Annotated in this window: 16 protein-coding genes and 1 tRNA gene; 11 read left to right on the top strand and 6 right to left on the bottom strand. The window is 69.9% G+C overall.

The genetic code is table 11. From position 1 onward, the window contains the following. The first annotated feature begins 63 nt into the window (after positions 1 to 63). The 5 genes from MET2598_RS0123040 to MET2598_RS0123060 all read left to right on the top strand — a co-directional run bounded on the left by MET2598_RS0123040 (position 64) and on the right by MET2598_RS0123060 (position 5,738). Entirely contained in the window at positions 64 to 1,377 is a 1,314-nt protein-coding gene (locus MET2598_RS0123040; protein WP_018262526.1) for an RsmB/NOP family class I SAM-dependent RNA methyltransferase, read from the top strand. Positions 1,378 to 1,477: 100 nt separating this feature from the next. Continuing rightward, positions 1,478 to 2,494 (top strand): alpha/beta hydrolase, encoded by a 1,017-nt coding sequence (locus tag MET2598_RS0123045; protein ID WP_018262527.1) that lies wholly within the window; start codon positions 1,478 to 1,480, stop codon positions 2,492 to 2,494. Between the two features lie 92 nt (positions 2,495 to 2,586). Beyond that, complete coding sequence (gene guaA, locus MET2598_RS0123050) at positions 2,587 to 4,143, top strand: glutamine-hydrolyzing GMP synthase (RefSeq protein ID WP_018262528.1); 1,557 nt, start codon at positions 2,587 to 2,589, stop codon at positions 4,141 to 4,143. Between the two features lie 77 nt (positions 4,144 to 4,220). Further along, positions 4,221 to 5,030 carry an IS5 family transposase gene (locus MET2598_RS0123055; RefSeq protein ID WP_018262529.1) on the top strand — a complete coding sequence of 270 codons (810 nt, stop codon included), beginning with the start codon at positions 4,221 to 4,223 and terminating at the stop codon, positions 5,028 to 5,030. A gap of 111 nt (positions 5,031 to 5,141) precedes the next feature. Further along, complete coding sequence (locus MET2598_RS0123060) at positions 5,142 to 5,738, top strand: hypothetical protein (protein WP_018262530.1); 597 nt, start codon at positions 5,142 to 5,144, stop codon at positions 5,736 to 5,738. 100 nt (positions 5,739 to 5,838) lie between these two features. Here MET2598_RS0123060 and MET2598_RS0123065 read toward each other — a convergent pair whose 3' ends face one another. From MET2598_RS0123065 to MET2598_RS0123075, 4 genes are all read right to left on the bottom strand, one after another. Beyond that, a complete protein-coding gene (locus MET2598_RS0123065; RefSeq protein WP_018262531.1) occupies positions 5,839 to 7,299 on the bottom strand; it encodes an argonaute/piwi family protein in 1,461 nt (486 codons plus the stop codon). Then, complete coding sequence (locus MET2598_RS43005) at positions 7,296 to 7,715, bottom strand: hypothetical protein (protein ID WP_236728798.1); 420 nt, start codon at positions 7,713 to 7,715, stop codon at positions 7,296 to 7,298. Before MET2598_RS43005 ends, MET2598_RS0123065 begins: the two co-directional genes overlap by 4 nt. A 178-nt stretch (positions 7,716 to 7,893) precedes the next feature. Then, positions 7,894 to 8,634 (bottom strand): DUF4365 domain-containing protein, encoded by a 741-nt coding sequence (locus MET2598_RS43010; RefSeq protein WP_236728799.1) that lies wholly within the window; start codon positions 8,632 to 8,634, stop codon positions 7,894 to 7,896. Between the two features lie 164 nt (positions 8,635 to 8,798). Further along, the gene (locus MET2598_RS0123075; protein WP_026190902.1) at positions 8,799 to 9,044 is read right to left on the bottom strand and encodes a 3'-5' exonuclease; all 246 of its coding nucleotides are present in this window, start codon (positions 9,042 to 9,044) and stop codon (positions 8,799 to 8,801) included. Positions 9,045 to 9,214: 170 nt separating this feature from the next. Here MET2598_RS0123075 and MET2598_RS39800 point away from each other — a divergent pair, with 170 nt between their 5' ends. The 3 genes from MET2598_RS39800 to MET2598_RS0123090 all read left to right on the top strand — a co-directional run bounded on the left by MET2598_RS39800 (position 9,215) and on the right by MET2598_RS0123090 (position 10,524). Continuing rightward, positions 9,215 to 9,712 carry an NAD(P)H-dependent oxidoreductase gene (locus MET2598_RS39800; protein WP_198293033.1) on the top strand — a complete coding sequence of 166 codons (498 nt, stop codon included), beginning with the start codon at positions 9,215 to 9,217 and terminating at the stop codon, positions 9,710 to 9,712. 151 nt (positions 9,713 to 9,863) lie between these two features. Then, positions 9,864 to 9,938 (top strand) — tRNA-Val (locus MET2598_RS0123085). An 88-nt stretch (positions 9,939 to 10,026) separates the two neighbouring features. Next, positions 10,027 to 10,524, top strand: a complete 498-nt coding sequence (locus tag MET2598_RS0123090) for a hypothetical protein (protein WP_012330921.1) — start codon at positions 10,027 to 10,029, stop codon at positions 10,522 to 10,524. A gap of 55 nt (positions 10,525 to 10,579) precedes the next feature. Here MET2598_RS0123090 and MET2598_RS0123095 read toward each other — a convergent pair whose 3' ends face one another. Further along, positions 10,580 to 11,281 (bottom strand): HAD family hydrolase, encoded by a 702-nt coding sequence (locus MET2598_RS0123095; protein WP_012330920.1) that lies wholly within the window; start codon positions 11,279 to 11,281, stop codon positions 10,580 to 10,582. A gap of 299 nt (positions 11,282 to 11,580) precedes the next feature. Between MET2598_RS0123095 and MET2598_RS0123100 the strand changes: the two genes are divergently transcribed. The 3 genes from MET2598_RS0123100 (at position 11,581) to MET2598_RS0123110 (ending at position 13,453) form a co-directional block, all read left to right on the top strand. Continuing rightward, on the top strand, positions 11,581 to 12,315 hold the full coding sequence (locus MET2598_RS0123100) for a lysophospholipid acyltransferase family protein (protein ID WP_012330919.1): 735 nt from the start codon (positions 11,581 to 11,583) through the stop codon (positions 12,313 to 12,315). Between the two features lie 154 nt (positions 12,316 to 12,469). Continuing rightward, the gene (locus MET2598_RS0123105; RefSeq protein ID WP_012330918.1) at positions 12,470 to 12,817 is read left to right on the top strand and encodes a GCG_CRPN prefix-to-repeats domain-containing protein; all 348 of its coding nucleotides are present in this window, start codon (positions 12,470 to 12,472) and stop codon (positions 12,815 to 12,817) included. A 177-nt stretch (positions 12,818 to 12,994) separates the two neighbouring features. Then, entirely contained in the window at positions 12,995 to 13,453 is a 459-nt protein-coding gene (locus tag MET2598_RS0123110; protein ID WP_012330917.1) for a hypothetical protein, read from the top strand. Here MET2598_RS0123110 and MET2598_RS0123115 read toward each other — a convergent pair. After that, entirely contained in the window at positions 13,416 to 14,423 is a 1,008-nt protein-coding gene (locus tag MET2598_RS0123115) for an extensin-like domain-containing protein (protein ID WP_018262536.1), read from the bottom strand. The two genes, MET2598_RS0123110 and MET2598_RS0123115, sit on opposite strands and share 38 nt — an antisense overlap. Between the last annotated feature and the right edge of the window lie 137 nt (positions 14,424 to 14,560).

Consider the following 14,560-nt stretch of genomic DNA (forward strand, 5'->3'; position numbering starts at 1 on the left):
GGAAGGTGACGAAAGCTTGGCCGTTCTCCGCCCGATCGCGGGCACAAGCGCGGCCGTCTCGGGATGACCCCGTCCGCCCGCCTCTCCGCCGCCATCGAGGTCCTGGCCGACATCGGCGCGCGCCGCCGGCCCGCCGCCGACGCGCTCAAGGATTGGGGCCTCGCCCATCGCTTCGCCGGCTCGGGCGATCGGGCCGCGATCGCCGGCCTCGTCTACGACGCCCTGCGCCGGCGCGCCTCGGCGGCCTGGATCATGGGCGAGGACGCGCCGCGCGCCGTGCTGATCGGGTCGCTGCGCCTGCAGCGCGGCCTCGCGGGCGCCACGATCGCCGGGCTGTGCAGCGGCGAGCGCTTCGCCCCGGCTCCCCTGACCGAGGCGGAGCGCGCGCGCCTCGACACGGCGACCCTCGCGGACGCTCCCCTCCACGTCGCCGGCGACGTGCCCGAATGGGTGCTGCCCTCGTTGGTCGCGGCGCTGGGCGACGATCTCCTGCCGGAGCTGAAGGCCCTCGCCCGCCGGGCGCCCCTCGACATCCGGGTCAACACCCTGAAGGCGGACCGCGACCGCGTGGCCGCGGCGCTGGCGCACCTGAACCCCGCCCCGACCCCGCACGCGCCGGACGGCCTGCGCATCCCGGTGCCGGATGACGGGCGCGGGCCGGCGCTCCACGTCGAGCCGGAATTCCTGGAGGGCCTGTTCGAGATCCAGGACGAGGGCTCGCAGCTCGCCGCGCGCCTCACGGGCGCGCGGCCGGGCGAGACCGTGATCGACCTCTGCGCCGGCGGCGGCGGCAAGACGCTGGCCCTCGCCGCCCTGATCGCCAACAGGGGCCGGCTCGTCGCCACGGACGGGGACCCGCGCCGCCTCGCCCCTATCCACGAGCGCCTGCGCCGGGCGGGCGCGGTCGCGGAGGTGCGCACGCCCCGGGGCGGGCGGGGCGCCCCCGACGCGCTGGCGGATCTCGCCGGCGCGGCCGACCTCGTCCTCGTCGACGCGCCCTGCACGGGCTCGGGCACGTGGCGGCGCAACCCCGACGCCAAGTGGCGCCTGCGCCCCGGCAGCCTCGCCGCGCGCCGCGCCGAGCAGGAGGCGGTCCTCGACCGCGCCGCGGGCCTGATCCGGCCCGGCGGCCGCATCGTCTACGTCACCTGCTCGCTCCTGCCGGAGGAGAATGACGGGGCGGTGGCCGGGCTGCTGGCGCGGCGCTCCTCCCTGCGCGCGGTCCCCCTCGCGCTCGCGCCGGATCTCGAGCCCGCGCTGCGCCGCACGGCCCACGGCATCCAGATGACGCCGGCCCGCACCGGCACGGACGGGTTCTACGTGGCGCTGCTGACCCACGGGCAAGAGGGACGGAGCGCCCTTCCCCCGGCCGAATGACCGAGCCCGGGCCGATGCCGCGGTCGCGATCGTTTGGATGACTGGACAAGCTCGCGAGGGGGTGGTTCAGGGAGTCTCGGGGATCGCGGATCGACGGGACATGCCGCTCCATCGCAGGACGTTGCTCACGGGAGCGGCCGCGCTCCCGTTCGCGCGCCCGACGGAGACGGCGGCCCAGGCGGCCGGCGACACCGCCGCGCCGGTCGTCCCGCCACCGCCCGCGCCGGCCCCATCGCCGATCCGCCCGGGCGCGGACCTCGACGTCATGGCCCTCTGGCCCGGCACGCCGCCCGGCGGCGGCGGCCCGGACCTCGACGGCCCCGCCTACGACGAGAGCCGCGAGGGCGTGATCCAGAGCGTGGCCCGGCCCTGCCTGCTGGTGGTGCGCGCGCCCCGACCGACCGGCAGCGCGGTCGTGATCGCGGCGGGGGGCGGCTACCGGCGCATCGATATCGGGCACGAGGCGATCCCGACCGCGCAGTGGCTGGCGGGCCAGGGCGTCACGGCCTTCGTGTTCGTCTACCGCCTGCCCGGCGAGGGCTGGCGGGCGGGGGCGGACGCGCCGATCCAGGACGTGCAGCGGGCGGTGCGCCTCGTGCGGGCGCGGGCCAAGCGCTACGGCTACGAGCCGGGCCGGATCGGCGTGGTCGGCTTCTCGGCGGGCGGCCACCTGATGGGCTCGGCCGCGGTGCGCTTCGGGGCGCCGCTCTACGAGCCGGTCGACGAGGACGACGCGCTCTCGGCCCGGCCCGACGCGGCGGCGCTGATCTACCCGGTGATCACGCTCCGCCCGCCCTTCGACCGCACGTCGAGCCGGCGCGTGCTGGTGGGCGAGAGCCCGACGCGCTTCGCCACCAACAGCTACTCGATCGAACTGCACGTGCGCGCGCAATGCCCGCCGACCTTCCTGGCCCAGGCGGCCGACGACCCGGTCGCGGTGGTGGACAATTGCCTGCTGATGTACGGGGCGCTGCGGGCCGCCGACGTGCCGGTGGAGATGCACCTGTTCGAGCGCGGCGGGCACGGCTTCGCGCTCGGCGTGCCCGGCACCCCGGCGGCGGCCTGGCCCGGCCTGTTCCTGGCCTGGGCGCGGCGGCGGGGCTTCGTGCGGGGGTGACGGCCCGCCGGGCGCGCGGGTCCGTGGAACGGGGTCGGCCGATCGCGCGGCCCCGCGTTGCGCGCCGCCTCCGCCTCGTCTAACTCACCGGTATGACGGCCGACCACGACAAGATCCTGATCATCGATTTCGGGAGCCAGGTGACCCAGCTCATCGCGCGCCGGGTGCGCGAGGAGGGGGTCTATTCCGAGATCGTGCCCTACCAGGCGGCGGAGGCGGCCTTCGCGGCCCTGAAGCCGAAGGGCGTGATCCTCTCGGGCGGCCCCGAATCCGTGACGATCGAGACCTCGCCCCGCGCGCCCCAGGCGGTGTTCGAGGCCGGGGTGCCGGTGCTCGGCATCTGCTACGGCGAGCAGACCATGGCGGCCCAGCTCGGCGGCGAGGTCGAGGGCGGGCACCACGCCGAGTTCGGCCGGGCCGAGGTCGAGGTCATCGCCGACTCGGCCCTGTTCCACGGCGTCTGGCACGTGGGCGAGCGCTACCCGGTCTGGATGAGCCACGGCGACCGGGTGACCAAGCTGCCGGACGGCTTCTCCACCATCGCGATCTCGCCGAACGCGCCCTTCGCGGCGGTGGCCGACGAGGGGCGCCGCTTCTACGCGGTGCAGTTCCACCCGGAGGTGGCGCACACGCCGCACGGCGCGCTGCTGCTGCGCAACTTCGTGCGCGACATCGTGGGCTGCGCGGGCGACTGGTCGATGCGCGCCTTCCGCGAGGAGGCGATCGAGCGCATCCGCCGGCAGGTCGGCGGCGAGAAGGTGCTGTGCGGCCTCTCGGGCGGGGTCGACTCGGCGGTGGCGGCGGTGCTGATCCACGAGGCGATCGGCGAGCAGCTCACCTGCGTGTTCGTGGATCACGGCCTTCTGCGGCTCGGCGAGGCCGAGGAGGTGGTGCGGCTGTTCCGCGACCACTACAACATCCCGCTCGTGCACGTGCAGGCCCAGGATCTCTTCCTGGGCGCGCTCGCCGGCGTCACCGACCCGGAGGTGAAGCGCAAGACGATCGGGCGGCTCTTCATCGACGTGTTCGAGGCGGAGGCGAGGAAGAGCGGCGGCGCGGCGTTCCTGGCGCAGGGCACGCTCTATCCGGACGTGATCGAGAGCGTGTCCTTCACGGGCGGCCCCTCGGTGACGATCAAGAGCCACCACAATGTCGGCGGCCTGCCCGAGCGCATGAACATGACGCTCGTGGAGCCCCTGCGCGAATTGTTCAAGGACGAGGTGCGGGTGCTCGGCCGCGAGCTCGGCCTTCCCGACGCCTTCGTGGGCCGCCACCCCTTCCCGGGTCCCGGCCTCGCCATCCGCTGCCCGGGCGAGATCACGGCGGAGAAGCTCGACGCGCTGCGCAGGGCCGACGCGATCTACTTGGAGGAGATCCGCAAGGCGGGCCTCTACGACACGATCTGGCAGGCCTTCGCGGTGATCCTGCCGGTGAAGACGGTCGGCGTGATGGGGGACGGGCGCACCTACGACCACGTCTGCGCGCTGCGCGCCGTCACCTCGGTGGACGGCATGACGGCGGATTTCTACCCCTTCGACATGGGCTTCCTGGGCCGCGTCGCGACCCGGATCATCAACGAGGTCAAGGGCATCAACCGGGTCACCTACGACATCACCTCGAAGCCGCCCGGGACGATCGAGTGGGAGTGAGGGGTAGTAGAAGCGGCGGCGGACGGCGCCTCTAGAGCGTGTTATGAACCTATGACGTAGCGTAGGCGTTGAAGGGCATGAGCGCTGATCGCCCCGCCTACCCGTCCGACGTGTCCGATGAAGAGTGGGCGCTGGTGGCGCCTTACCTGGCGCTGCTGCGCGAGGACTCGGGCCAGCGCGACCACGACCTGCGCGAGGTGTTCAACGGCTTGCGTTACATCGTCAAGACCGGGGCGCCGTGGCGGTTCATGCCCCACGACCTGCCGCCGTGGGCAGCGGTCTACCAGCAGACCCAGCGCTGGTGGGCCGCCGAGTGCTTCGCGGATGTGGCCGGCGACCTGCGTGCTGTGCTGCGACAGGCGGCCGGGCGTGAGCCGGAGCCCTCGGCGGTGATCCTGGACAGCCGGACCCAGCGCTCCTCGCCCGAGAGTGGCGAGCGAGCCGGCTACGACGGGGCCAAGCGCATGCGCGGGTCGAAGGTGCATCTGGCGGTCGACACGCCCGGTCACGGGGTGGCGCTGCACGTCACGCCAGCGGATGTCGATGACCGCAGTCAGGTCGACACCCTGACGTGTGCGGTGCAAGCGGAGACGGACGGGAGCGTGGAGAAGGCATTCGTCGATCAGGGCTACACGGGTGAGAAGGCGGCGACGGCGGCGCAGGCGAACGGGATCGCGTTGGAGGTGGTCAAGGCGCCAGAGGCCAAGCGCGGCTTCGTTCTGCTGCCGCGCCGTTGGGTGGTGGAGCGTTCGCTGGCCTGGGCGACACGCTGCCGCCGGTTGGTGAAGGATTACGAGCGTTATGCGAGCACGCTGGCTGGGATCTACATGGTCGCCTTCGTCTGTGACATGCTCAGCAAACTGGGACGCATGATAGAAAGTTCATAACACGCTCTAGGCACGGGCACCCTGCTCACGCAAGAAGGACGCTGCTTCGTCGTCACTGCGGACCATATTTTCCGCGAGGATCCCGATGACGCCACCAGTCGTCTCATTGACATGGCCGATCTGGCTGTGCCGGATCGACCGCGGCAGGACACGCTTCATACCCTTGGTGATCTTCACATATACCGCCTCAAGCCGCCTGTTCTGATCGACGCCGTGGTGCTCGAGATCCTTGCACCCGTCACCATTGAATTGCTCAACTCAGGCTGGGGCTTTCTGAAGATTGGACAAGTCGACGACCCCAGACCCGACGATCGTTTCGTGATCAGCGGGTTCATGATCGACCGCGCGTCCTTCAGGGACAACATGGTCCATCAGGCGATGCTGAACCTGGAGACCGACTTTCTGCATGACACGCCGGAAGTGAAGGAGCCTGCGCCGGGATACGACCTGTTCTTCTACCTTCAAGCCGAAGGCGCCATGATCGATGGAACACGCCGTGCCATCAACACCCTCAAGGGGGTGAGCGGCGGTCCGATATGGGCCTTGAGACGGCCCTCGCCCGGCGGGCCATGGGCCCCGTCGAAGATGCTGAAACTGGTCGCCGTCCAGAGTTCCGAGATGCGTCGGAAATGGTCTCGTGGTGTCCACTGGAAGGCCGTGCGAGGGATTCTGCGACAACCGGAGGTCGGCTTCACGTCTCCGCCCTGATCCTTCCTCCGGACGGTGGCTGCGGGTCCTGCGCTGACAGCGTGATCAGGGCTGACGATCGTGGCGCGGGAACGTTCAGGCCAGATGAAACGCGCGGCCACTAAATGTACTTTCGATAGTCCGTGCTCTCCGCCTGTCCCTCTTGCATGTATTTGAGGACCTCTCCCACCATGCGCGCAGCACGGATTGGAATCGGCGAGCGTTGGTTCATCTGGGTCGAGTTCCAATTGATTTTGGTCAGAGAAAAGACTTCCTCCGCCAACTGTGCGACGGTGCTGTCGCAGCTCGGGTGTGGGCAGAGCAAAAGCGGCCGAGGATCATATTGGCCAGGGTAGGTTCCGTAATAGGGGACGCTGCCATTCGTATAGAGCAGACCTTTGCCGCCCAAATCCACGAAGGTTCCACGCAGAACTGGGTAGTTGCCGTCCCGAAGCAATTTGATCGAGTAAGACTCCTGCACCCAGACGAGGTCGCGCAACTCCGCCCCGGCGGCGTCCAAGGCTTCGCGGATCCCCTCCGCTTCCTCATCCTTGAACCGAGAAGTTTTCAAGACGATGACCCGTGCGGGAAGTGTCTTGTGATGAGTCTTGTAGGCGGCAAGGACGTTTTCGATGAGTTCGCGTGCGTCGTCGCGTGTCATGTGGGGATGACGCCCACGACTTTCGGTATGCGCCCGCTTGCCCTTCAGCACGAAACCACGGCCCCGCTCGTCGAACATCTGGGCGGCGCTGGTGAAAAGCTGTTGACCGCCCGCCTCGCGGTAGAAGCTGATGCCGACGTAGCAGGCTGTATATTCCCCTTCCTTGGGCAGCCGCCGCCAGGGGATCCGACCGCTGCCTTTGTAGTATAGGGTGGTGAGGAGGTTCCAGCTTCGACCCGCCACATCCTGGATCTGGCGCGCGCTGCTCTCCTTCACCTTGCGGGGGATTGAAGCCTTCTCGTCGATCACGTCCTCCCAGACGATCTGGATTGGGAAGCTGAGGCTCATCGCCTTGGCCTTCAGCATGCCTCGGAAGTTTGGAGCATCCGAGCCGCTGCTGTCGTCCTTCTCGGTTGTGCTGCGGGAATCGACTTTGGCGCTCCAGACGCGTTCGATGAGCCGGACGGGGAGGGCGACGATCGCGACGTGCGGCCGGTGCCCGCCCTCGTCGAGGCTTCGCAGTTCGGCGATGATCGCGTCGACGGCCATCTCCACCGCCCTCTCGTGGTCAGGTTCCTTGCCGATCCGATCGAGCTTGCTCTGCGACAAGGCCACGGTGGCGCCGTCTTCGATGTCGAAGCGGCAACGATAGGGACTCTGGTTGCCGAGACCGGGAAAGGCGGGGTGCAGGTTCGGATGCTTCTCCGACATGCCGTCGAACCCGCTGGCCGCAAGCTCCAGGAACTTGCGTGTATCAGCCACCGTCTTGGCGCTTCCCACCACCCCGACCTTGATCACGTCGCCGACGAAGGGCTGCAGCGGTCCGGCTTCGAAGAGCCCCAGACGTGGGTCGGGGTGGTGATGCCGGTCGCCGAACTCGAGCTCGGGTTCATCGAAGATTTGGGTCTCGAACGTGATCATACGAGCAGCCCCTGTGATTGCTCGGACGCCTCGGCGGCCCTCTTCTTAGGCGTTCCCCAGACGTCTTCCGGCACGCGGGTGCGAAGCTGGACGGCTGGTGGCTGGCCGAAACGGAGCCGAGGTTCGGCGCAGACCGGCTCGTCGAAGAGACCGTTGCCAGCGCGTTCCGCCGCCTTGTCCGCTGCCGTGAGAAAACGGTGCCACATGACGATTTGGCCACGCAGCGACGCGCTGTTGTCCATGCGCTTCTTGCCGGCGAGGAGGGCGGCGGGGTGAGAGTGCGGGATGAATCCGTTCGTCGTGAAATAGTAGGTGGGGTTGACGATCAGGAACCACTGAGTCCCGAGACGCTCGAATCGCGGAACGAAGGCGTGATGGCGCACGAAGTCGACGCGCCCGTCCTCCTTCTTGCTCATAGCGACGTTCACGACGTCTGCGTCCGTCTTCTTCTTGGATGCGTCATAAGCGAGGTTGCGCGGCGTGTCCGCGCGCAGAGCTCTGAAATACAATAGTTTACGGTCTTTGCACCAATTCAGATCTGCACGTACCTGATACTTCAGAGCATTACGTAGAAGGAAGGTGAAATTGTTCTGCTCATCGACGTCGTCGTGGAAGGCAAGCTGGTCCGTGTCGATGGCTTCGATCTGATCGAGATCGACGATTTCCCTGCAGGCGGATGTGCGGAGATCGTGAAACGACCAAAAACTCGCTGCCTCTTATCACCCAGTCGAAGCGGGCTGGCTCGTCAGCGTCGAGCAGCACGGCCGTCGCCTTACGGCCGTTGTAGGGCGTGGTGGCGACGAACATCTCAGGCGGGAGCGTGATCGGCAAGATGTTGACGAGCGCCTCCTCGCCGCCGCCCAGCGGCGGCACATAGTAGCCGAAGCCAGCCTTAGGCACAGTGAGCGCGGCGAGGCGGTCGACAGCGTCGCGGTCGAGCTTGTCGCTTGCCTTGTTGAACTGGAGGCGGCGCTCGCCCAGGCCTGTTCCTCGGGGGATTTCCTGCCAATAGAAGCTCTCGTCGGATCGACGGTAGAGGACGATGATCACAGGGAGGTTCGAACCGCGCCAGTACTCGAGATCTTCGCTACGGAGGAGATAGGCGAAGCCCTGATCGGTCTCGGAAGCGTAGGAGCCCGACTCCTTCGCCTTCACCTGGACCGCGATCATATGGGCCATGGGCCGGCCCTGCTTCATGACCTCAGCGATGCCGTCGATCCCGGCTTCCAGTCGTGAGCGGGTATCGAACTGAAAGCCCATGGTGAGAAAACGGCCGCGGACGGCGTTCTCGCCCAACTCTCCGAGGATCTGGTTCGGCGTCAGCAGTTTCGACATAGCGTGATCATAGAACAATCGGAGAACGGACAGTAGCGCTTCTCCGCTAGGGCGCGCTACGCTATCCACACCCACGCCGCCAGCCGTCGCCGGTCGGCTGCTCAAGACCTGTACGCCACTTCTCCGGCTGCTTGCGAAACCGACGTGTCGGAACGCATAAATGGTCAAGCGATTGTCGCGACCTTCACCCCGCATCCGAGCAGCAGTTGGTAGAAGCTGTCGATCGCGACCCGAGCGCCGCGTTGGGCGCAGTAGGTGAAGAGGACACGCTGCTTGGCGCGGGTGAAGGCTACGAAGAAGCCCGCCGTCGCTTCGGCCTGGTCCTCGACGAAACTCCTGCGCCAGGCGTCGTCGAGCCCAACGAAGACGACGGTGTGGTACTCGAGACCCTTGCTCTTGTGGGTCGTCATGCGGGGGGACGGCATGCACGCCCTAAATAGAAGCTCGCTATGCCAGCGTGCAAAACTATGATCGCATGCACGCCCAGGTTTCATTCCTGAGGGACGGCGAGGCCGGTGCGCAACTCATACGCATCGAGCGTCGCGGACCAATCGGCCGCACCGGTCGCCGAGGCGGTCAGATGGAGCACGACGGCGTCCAGAAGCTTGCCGAGCCAGTTTCCCTGGGCGTGGGCAGCATGCGCGGCGAGCAGTCGGTCTCAGCCGATAAAGCGCAAGATCTCGCGTACCAAGATTACGGCCCCGAATGCCGGAGCGCCGCGCAGGTCGCGACGCTCCGCGAGAGCGATGTCCTCGCGGCGGAACTGATCGCGGCGGATCTCGTGGTCGCCGGAGTGCCGATGTACAATTTCGGAATCCCGTCCCCGCTGAAGGCCTGGATCGACAACGTGGTCCGCGTCGGGCCGACTTTCGGCTTCGATCGGACCCGGCCCGGCGAGCCCTATTGGCCGATGCTGGAGCCGGGCAAGCGGCTCGTCATCCTGACCGCCCGCGGCGATCACGGCGACGACGAGGGGGGCCCGTCTCGCGGCCATGAACCTCGTCGAGGCCGGGCTCACGGTGCCGCTGGCCTATCTCGGGCTTCACGAGACCCGTACCGTCGCGGTCGAGTACGATGAGTTCGCGGACGGCCGCCTCGCTCGCCGCGGCCGATGCGCCGGTCCGCCGGCGCTCGGCGCCGTGAGGGGGCGCCCTTCCGGCCCGCGGCGGCGATCCGCGGCGCCGACCCGCTTGACGCCCGCCCGCGACCCGCCTAGAAGCCGCCGGACCGGGCGCGTAGCTCAGCGGGAGAGCATTCGCTTCACACGCGAAGGGTCACAGGTTCAATCCCTGTCGCGCCCACCATTCCACCGGTTCCCATGGCGTCCCAGGACAGCGGCCGGCAGCCGGGCCCCGCCCTGACCGAGGATCCGGCCAGACGGACCCGGGTCGCGTGACCGAGACGCCCTTACCCTCACATCCCAGGCAGGACCGGGCGGCGCTCCTGGCCGCGTTCTACCAGTATCTCGGCGGCCGGCTCGACTCGGTCGCCCGCCGCTCCTCGCTGCTGATGGCGTTCCTGGCCTCGTTCCTCGGCTTCGCCGTCTCCCCGCTGATGCGCGGCGGCACCACGCCGATCCTGGAGAAGGCCGCCTTCGCGGCCTCCCACCCCTCCCTGTGGGCGGGAGTCGCCGGCATGGTCGTGCTGCTCTGGTCGGAACTCGCGCGGGTGCGCCGCTCCGCCGACCTGTTCAGCCGGATCGCCTTCGCGGAGGACGATCTGGCGGCGCTGCAGGAGCGCTTCGTCGCCTCCCCGATCGACACCCTGTTCCGGGAGGCGATCGCCAATCTGCGCGTCGTCGGGGGGCTGCTGCGGCGCAAGATCCGGCTCTACAATGCCGGCGTGGCGCTGTTCGTGCTCAGCGTGACCCTCTCCGTCATCGGCCTGTGAGCCGGCGCCGCCGGGCGGGGCCGCCCCGAGCGGCGGTCACGCCGCCGAGCGGCGGTCACGCCGCCGAGCGGGTGCGGGTGCGCAGGTGCTGCACGGCGTCGAACAGCGCGTCGAAATGGCCGATGACGAGGTCGGGGCCCAGATCCTCCACCGGCACGTCCGTGTAGCCGAAGGGCACCGCCACGACCGGGATGCCGGCCGCCTGCGCGGTCACGATGTCGGTGCGGGAATCCCCCACCATCACCGCCCGGGCCGGGTCGCCGCCCGCCCGCGCGATCGTCTCGGTGAGGTGGCGCGGGTCCGGCTTGAACCACGGGAAGGTGTCGCGCCCGCAGATCGCCGCGAAGCGGTCCGCGACGCCGAGCGCCCGCAGCAGCTCCACCGAATGCGCCTCCACCTTGTTGGTGCAGACCGCGAGCCGGTAGCCCGCCCCCGCCAGCCGGTCGAGCGCCGCCGCCGCGCCCGGGAACAGGAAGGAGCTCTCGCAGAGATGCGCGCCGTAATGGGCCAGGAAGACCCGGAACAGCGCCTCCAGCCGCTCCGGCGTCAGCTCCCGGCCCGCGGCCGCGAAGCCGCGCGCGAGCATCGCCTTGGCGCCCGCCCCGATCAGGTCCCGCGCCCGCCCCACATCCGCCGGCGGCAGGCCCTCGCGCGCCAGGATCACGTTGAGCGTGCCGATGAGGTCGCTCGCCGTCTCGGCGAGCGTGCCGTCGAGATCGAACACCACGATGGGCGCCAGGGAGAGGGGAGGGGACATGCGAACTCGCGGGGCTCTCAGGAACGCACCGGACCGCGCCGGTCCGGCCCGAAATGTGAGTCATCCTGCGGTAAAGGAATGATGCCGCACCGAAAACCCGTCCCCGGTCTCCTCCGGCCCGGCCGCGGGGCCCGCCCCTCTGGGAGCGCCTCGCCTTGCCGCCCATTCTCTTGGCCGGTGTGGCCGGAAGGACACCCGCCCGGCCGCTCGCCCGCCGGGAGTGGCCCCCGCCCGGCCGGCGCGATAAGGGAGGCCGCGCCGCGCCCCAGCACCACGCCGCGCGGCGTCCGGGATCGACCATGCTCCTCCTCCGCTCGCTGGCGTTCAACGTCGCCTTCTACGCCTTGACCGCCGCGATGCTGATCGGCGGGCTCTTCTGCCTCGTCTCCCGCCGGCTCGTGCTGCGCCTCGCCCAGACCTGGGCCCGGGTGACCCTGTGGCTGCTGGAACGGATCGTCGGCATCCGGGTCGAGTTCCGCGGCCTGGAGCACATCCCGCCGGGCGGGATCATCGTCGCGGCCAAGCACCAATCGGCGCTGGAGACCATCGCGCTCACGACGGTCCTGCCGAACTTCACCTACATCCTGAAGCGCGAATTGCTCTGGCTGCCCCTGTTCGGCTGGTACCTCTCCCGCGGCGAGATGGTGCCGATCGACCGCCGGAAGGGCTCGCGGGCGCTCGCCCTGATGAGCGAGGAGGCGGCCGGCGCCATGGCGCAGGGGCGCCAGCTGATCATCTTCCCGGAAGGCACCCGCCGCCCGCCCGGCGCCCCGCCCGCCTACAAGTTCGGGGTGGCGCATCTCTACGACCGCCTCGCCGTGCCCTGCCTGCCCGTCGCCCTCAACACCGGGCTGGTCTGGCCGCGCAACAGCCTGCACCGCCACCCGGGCACCGCCGTGATCGCCTTCCTGCCGCCGATCCCGCCCGGGATCGTGCGCGAGACCGCCTTCGCGCTGATCCAGGAGCGGATCGAGACCGCCTCCGCGGCGCTCCTCGCGGACACCTCGCGCAGAGGCGGCGAGGTCCCCGCATGACAATTCCGTAATGTCGGAACGCCCCGGCCGGCAGCGACATTCATGCATGTTCGCCCCATGAGGGGCGGAATCATGCGAGACGGCTTGACTGATCGCGATCCGGCTCCGGCCGCGTCGGTGCGGCGGGGTTTCGGATCCTCGACAGGAGGAGACGATGCGCTGGAAACTGGCAGGTGCGGCGGCTCTCGCCTTGGGAACGCTGGTCGGCACCGGGACCGTGGCCGAGGCCCGCGACGGCTGCGGTCCGGGCTTTCACCGGGACTTCTACGGCTTCTGCCGCCCGAACTTCTACGGGCCGCGCTTCTACGGGCCGGTCGTCTATGGCGGCCCGCGCTGGCACCGCGTCGGCTGGTACCGGCCCTACTGGCACCGGGCAGGGTGGTACGGCGGCTGGCATCGGCCCTACTGGCATCGGCCCTACTGGCACGGGGCCGGGTTCTACCACCGCCCGTGGGGCTGGCACGGCGGCTGGCGCCATGCCGGCTGGCATCACCGCTGGTGACCTGAGCGGGTCCGGGGCCGCGAGGCCCCGGGCCGTCGCCCGCCGAGGCCGGCGACCTCGCCCCCGCGGCGGCGTCGCCCCGCCCCCCGCATTGCGCGCCCGTCCGCCGCTCCCCATCTCTCGAGGCGACCGCGCGACGCTTGACCCGCGTCGCGCGCCACGGTTAGGATAGAACAAATGGCGAACAGACGAGCCCTGTCCTGGTCGGCGGCGATGCGGGACATCGAAACGGATCGGTCGAGGAGGTCGGAGGTGCGCGAGGAGCGGTTGAGAGCGGCGTCGTCCCTGCGGGGCACCCCGGCCCTGAGCCTGAGCGCGTGGCGGGGGCGGTCGGGCCGCCGCTACGTGGTCGGCATCCACGACCTCGACGCGGACGCGGCCGAGATCGGCGAGGCCGTGGTGCTGGCCGTGCGCCGGGACCGGGAGGGGCTGGCGGAGCTCCTCGACGTGGCGACCACCGAGGACAGCCCGCGCGAGCGGCTGCGCGGCTTCGTCGCCCGGGTGCGCTCCCGGGGCGCGAACGAGATGCACGTCCACCGCCTCGCCGAGAGCGAGGCGGAGCGCCGCGCCGTGGTGGAGGATCTCGGCGGCGCCGCCGTCAGTAGATCGGTCCGGACGACCAAGCGGGAGAATTGAGCGGCAGCGGCGCGGAAATCGCCCGCGCCGCCGGGCCGAAGCCCGGCGCCACGGGCGGCTCCTGCGCGGCGGCGCTGCGGGTCGGCGCCGGCCGCGGCGCGTAGGCCTGCACGGGCGGGGGGGCCGGCGCGCGGACGACGCGGGTCTGGCCCGGGCTCTCGCGCCGGCTCATCGGCGACACGCCGTAGGGATCGTCCTCCTCGACGTCGATCGGCGCCGGATCGGGCGCGGGCTGCCACGCCGGCGGCTTCTTGCGGATCGGCGACAGGGGCGAGCCGGGCGGCGGCAGCTGCGACTGGAACTTGATCAGGGGCTTGCAGATCCGCCGCAGCCCGCGCGGGTCGTGGCGGGCGAGGTCGAGGTGCAGGTGGTCGTAGTGGTAGACGTTCGACCCCGGCGCCAGCACCGTGGTGAAGTGGTTGCAGGCCCCCAGGAAGACCTCGCGCAGGAAGCCCTGCTCGGCCTCGCTGCCGCGCCAGCCGCCCTTCACCGTCACCACGGAACCGTCCGCGAGCCGGAAGGACATCACGTCGACCGCGTTGCCGAAGGAATGCTCCGAGAGCTTCGCACCGACCTGATTGTTGCGGCCGCGGCAGGAATAGGAGCCGGAATTGATCTCCACCACCGGCTGGCCGAAATACAGCTGCGCGGCCGGCTGAACCGTGGCGGCGAGCCACGCCTCCACCTCCGGGATCATCGGGCAGGCGAGCGTCATGCGCTGCTTGAGCGCGACCGTGCCGCCCGCGAGCCGGGTGACGCGGAACGGATGCACCATCCCGCAGATTCCCGGCCCGTCGATCTCCTTCACGGGGACGATGTCCTCGGTCGGCTTGACGAGGCCGCGGGCGAGGCAGGCCTCCTCGGCCTCCGTACGCCAGGGTTCGCGCTGCTCAAAGGGTTTGAGCGCGCATCCGGTGAGCCCCAGGCTGAAGAGCGTGAAGGCTGAGAACGCAACGAGGCCACGACGCATGCCGGGAGATTGCGCGCAGCGGCGTTAACGCGGGGTCAAGGCCGGCGCGGTCCGGCTGGCTCGGATCGGGGCAGGCCCGGCGAAGCAAGCGGGGGCCGCCCGGGATCGTCCGCGTCCCCCCGCCGGAGGCGCCCATG

Origin of the sequence: Methylobacterium sp. WSM2598, from assembly GCF_000379105.1 — a bacterium.
Taxonomy (GTDB): Bacteria; Pseudomonadota; Alphaproteobacteria; order Rhizobiales; family Beijerinckiaceae; genus Methylobacterium.

Coding starts and splice junctions, on each gene's coding strand:
- MET2598_RS0123040 (WP_018262526.1), top strand. CDS start 64: ATGACCCCGTCCGCCCGCCTCTCCGCCGCCATCGAGGTCCTGGCCGAC.
- MET2598_RS0123045 (WP_018262527.1), top strand. CDS start 1,478: ATGCCGCTCCATCGCAGGACGTTGCTCACGGGAGCGGCCGCGCTCCCG.
- guaA (WP_018262528.1), top strand. CDS start 2,587: ATGACGGCCGACCACGACAAGATCCTGATCATCGATTTCGGGAGCCAG.
- MET2598_RS0123055 (WP_018262529.1), top strand. CDS start 4,221: ATGAGCGCTGATCGCCCCGCCTACCCGTCCGACGTGTCCGATGAAGAG.
- MET2598_RS0123060 (WP_018262530.1), top strand. CDS start 5,142: ATGGCCGATCTGGCTGTGCCGGATCGACCGCGGCAGGACACGCTTCAT.
- MET2598_RS0123065 (WP_018262531.1), bottom strand. CDS start 7,299: ATGATCACGTTCGAGACCCAAATCTTCGATGAACCCGAGCTCGAGTTC.
- MET2598_RS43005 (WP_236728798.1), bottom strand. CDS start 7,715: ATGAGCAAGAAGGAGGACGGGCGCGTCGACTTCGTGCGCCATCACGCC.
- MET2598_RS43010 (WP_236728799.1), bottom strand. CDS start 8,634: ATGTCGAAACTGCTGACGCCGAACCAGATCCTCGGAGAGTTGGGCGAG.
- MET2598_RS0123075 (WP_026190902.1), bottom strand. CDS start 9,044: ATGACGACCCACAAGAGCAAGGGTCTCGAGTACCACACCGTCGTCTTC.
- MET2598_RS39800 (WP_198293033.1), top strand. CDS start 9,215: ATGGAGCACGACGGCGTCCAGAAGCTTGCCGAGCCAGTTTCCCTGGGC.
- MET2598_RS0123095 (WP_012330920.1), bottom strand. CDS start 11,281: ATGTCCCCTCCCCTCTCCCTGGCGCCCATCGTGGTGTTCGATCTCGAC.
- MET2598_RS0123100 (WP_012330919.1), top strand. CDS start 11,581: ATGCTCCTCCTCCGCTCGCTGGCGTTCAACGTCGCCTTCTACGCCTTG.
- MET2598_RS0123105 (WP_012330918.1), top strand. CDS start 12,470: ATGCGCTGGAAACTGGCAGGTGCGGCGGCTCTCGCCTTGGGAACGCTG.
- MET2598_RS0123110 (WP_012330917.1), top strand. CDS start 12,995: ATGGCGAACAGACGAGCCCTGTCCTGGTCGGCGGCGATGCGGGACATC.
- MET2598_RS0123115 (WP_018262536.1), bottom strand. CDS start 14,423: ATGCGTCGTGGCCTCGTTGCGTTCTCAGCCTTCACGCTCTTCAGCCTG.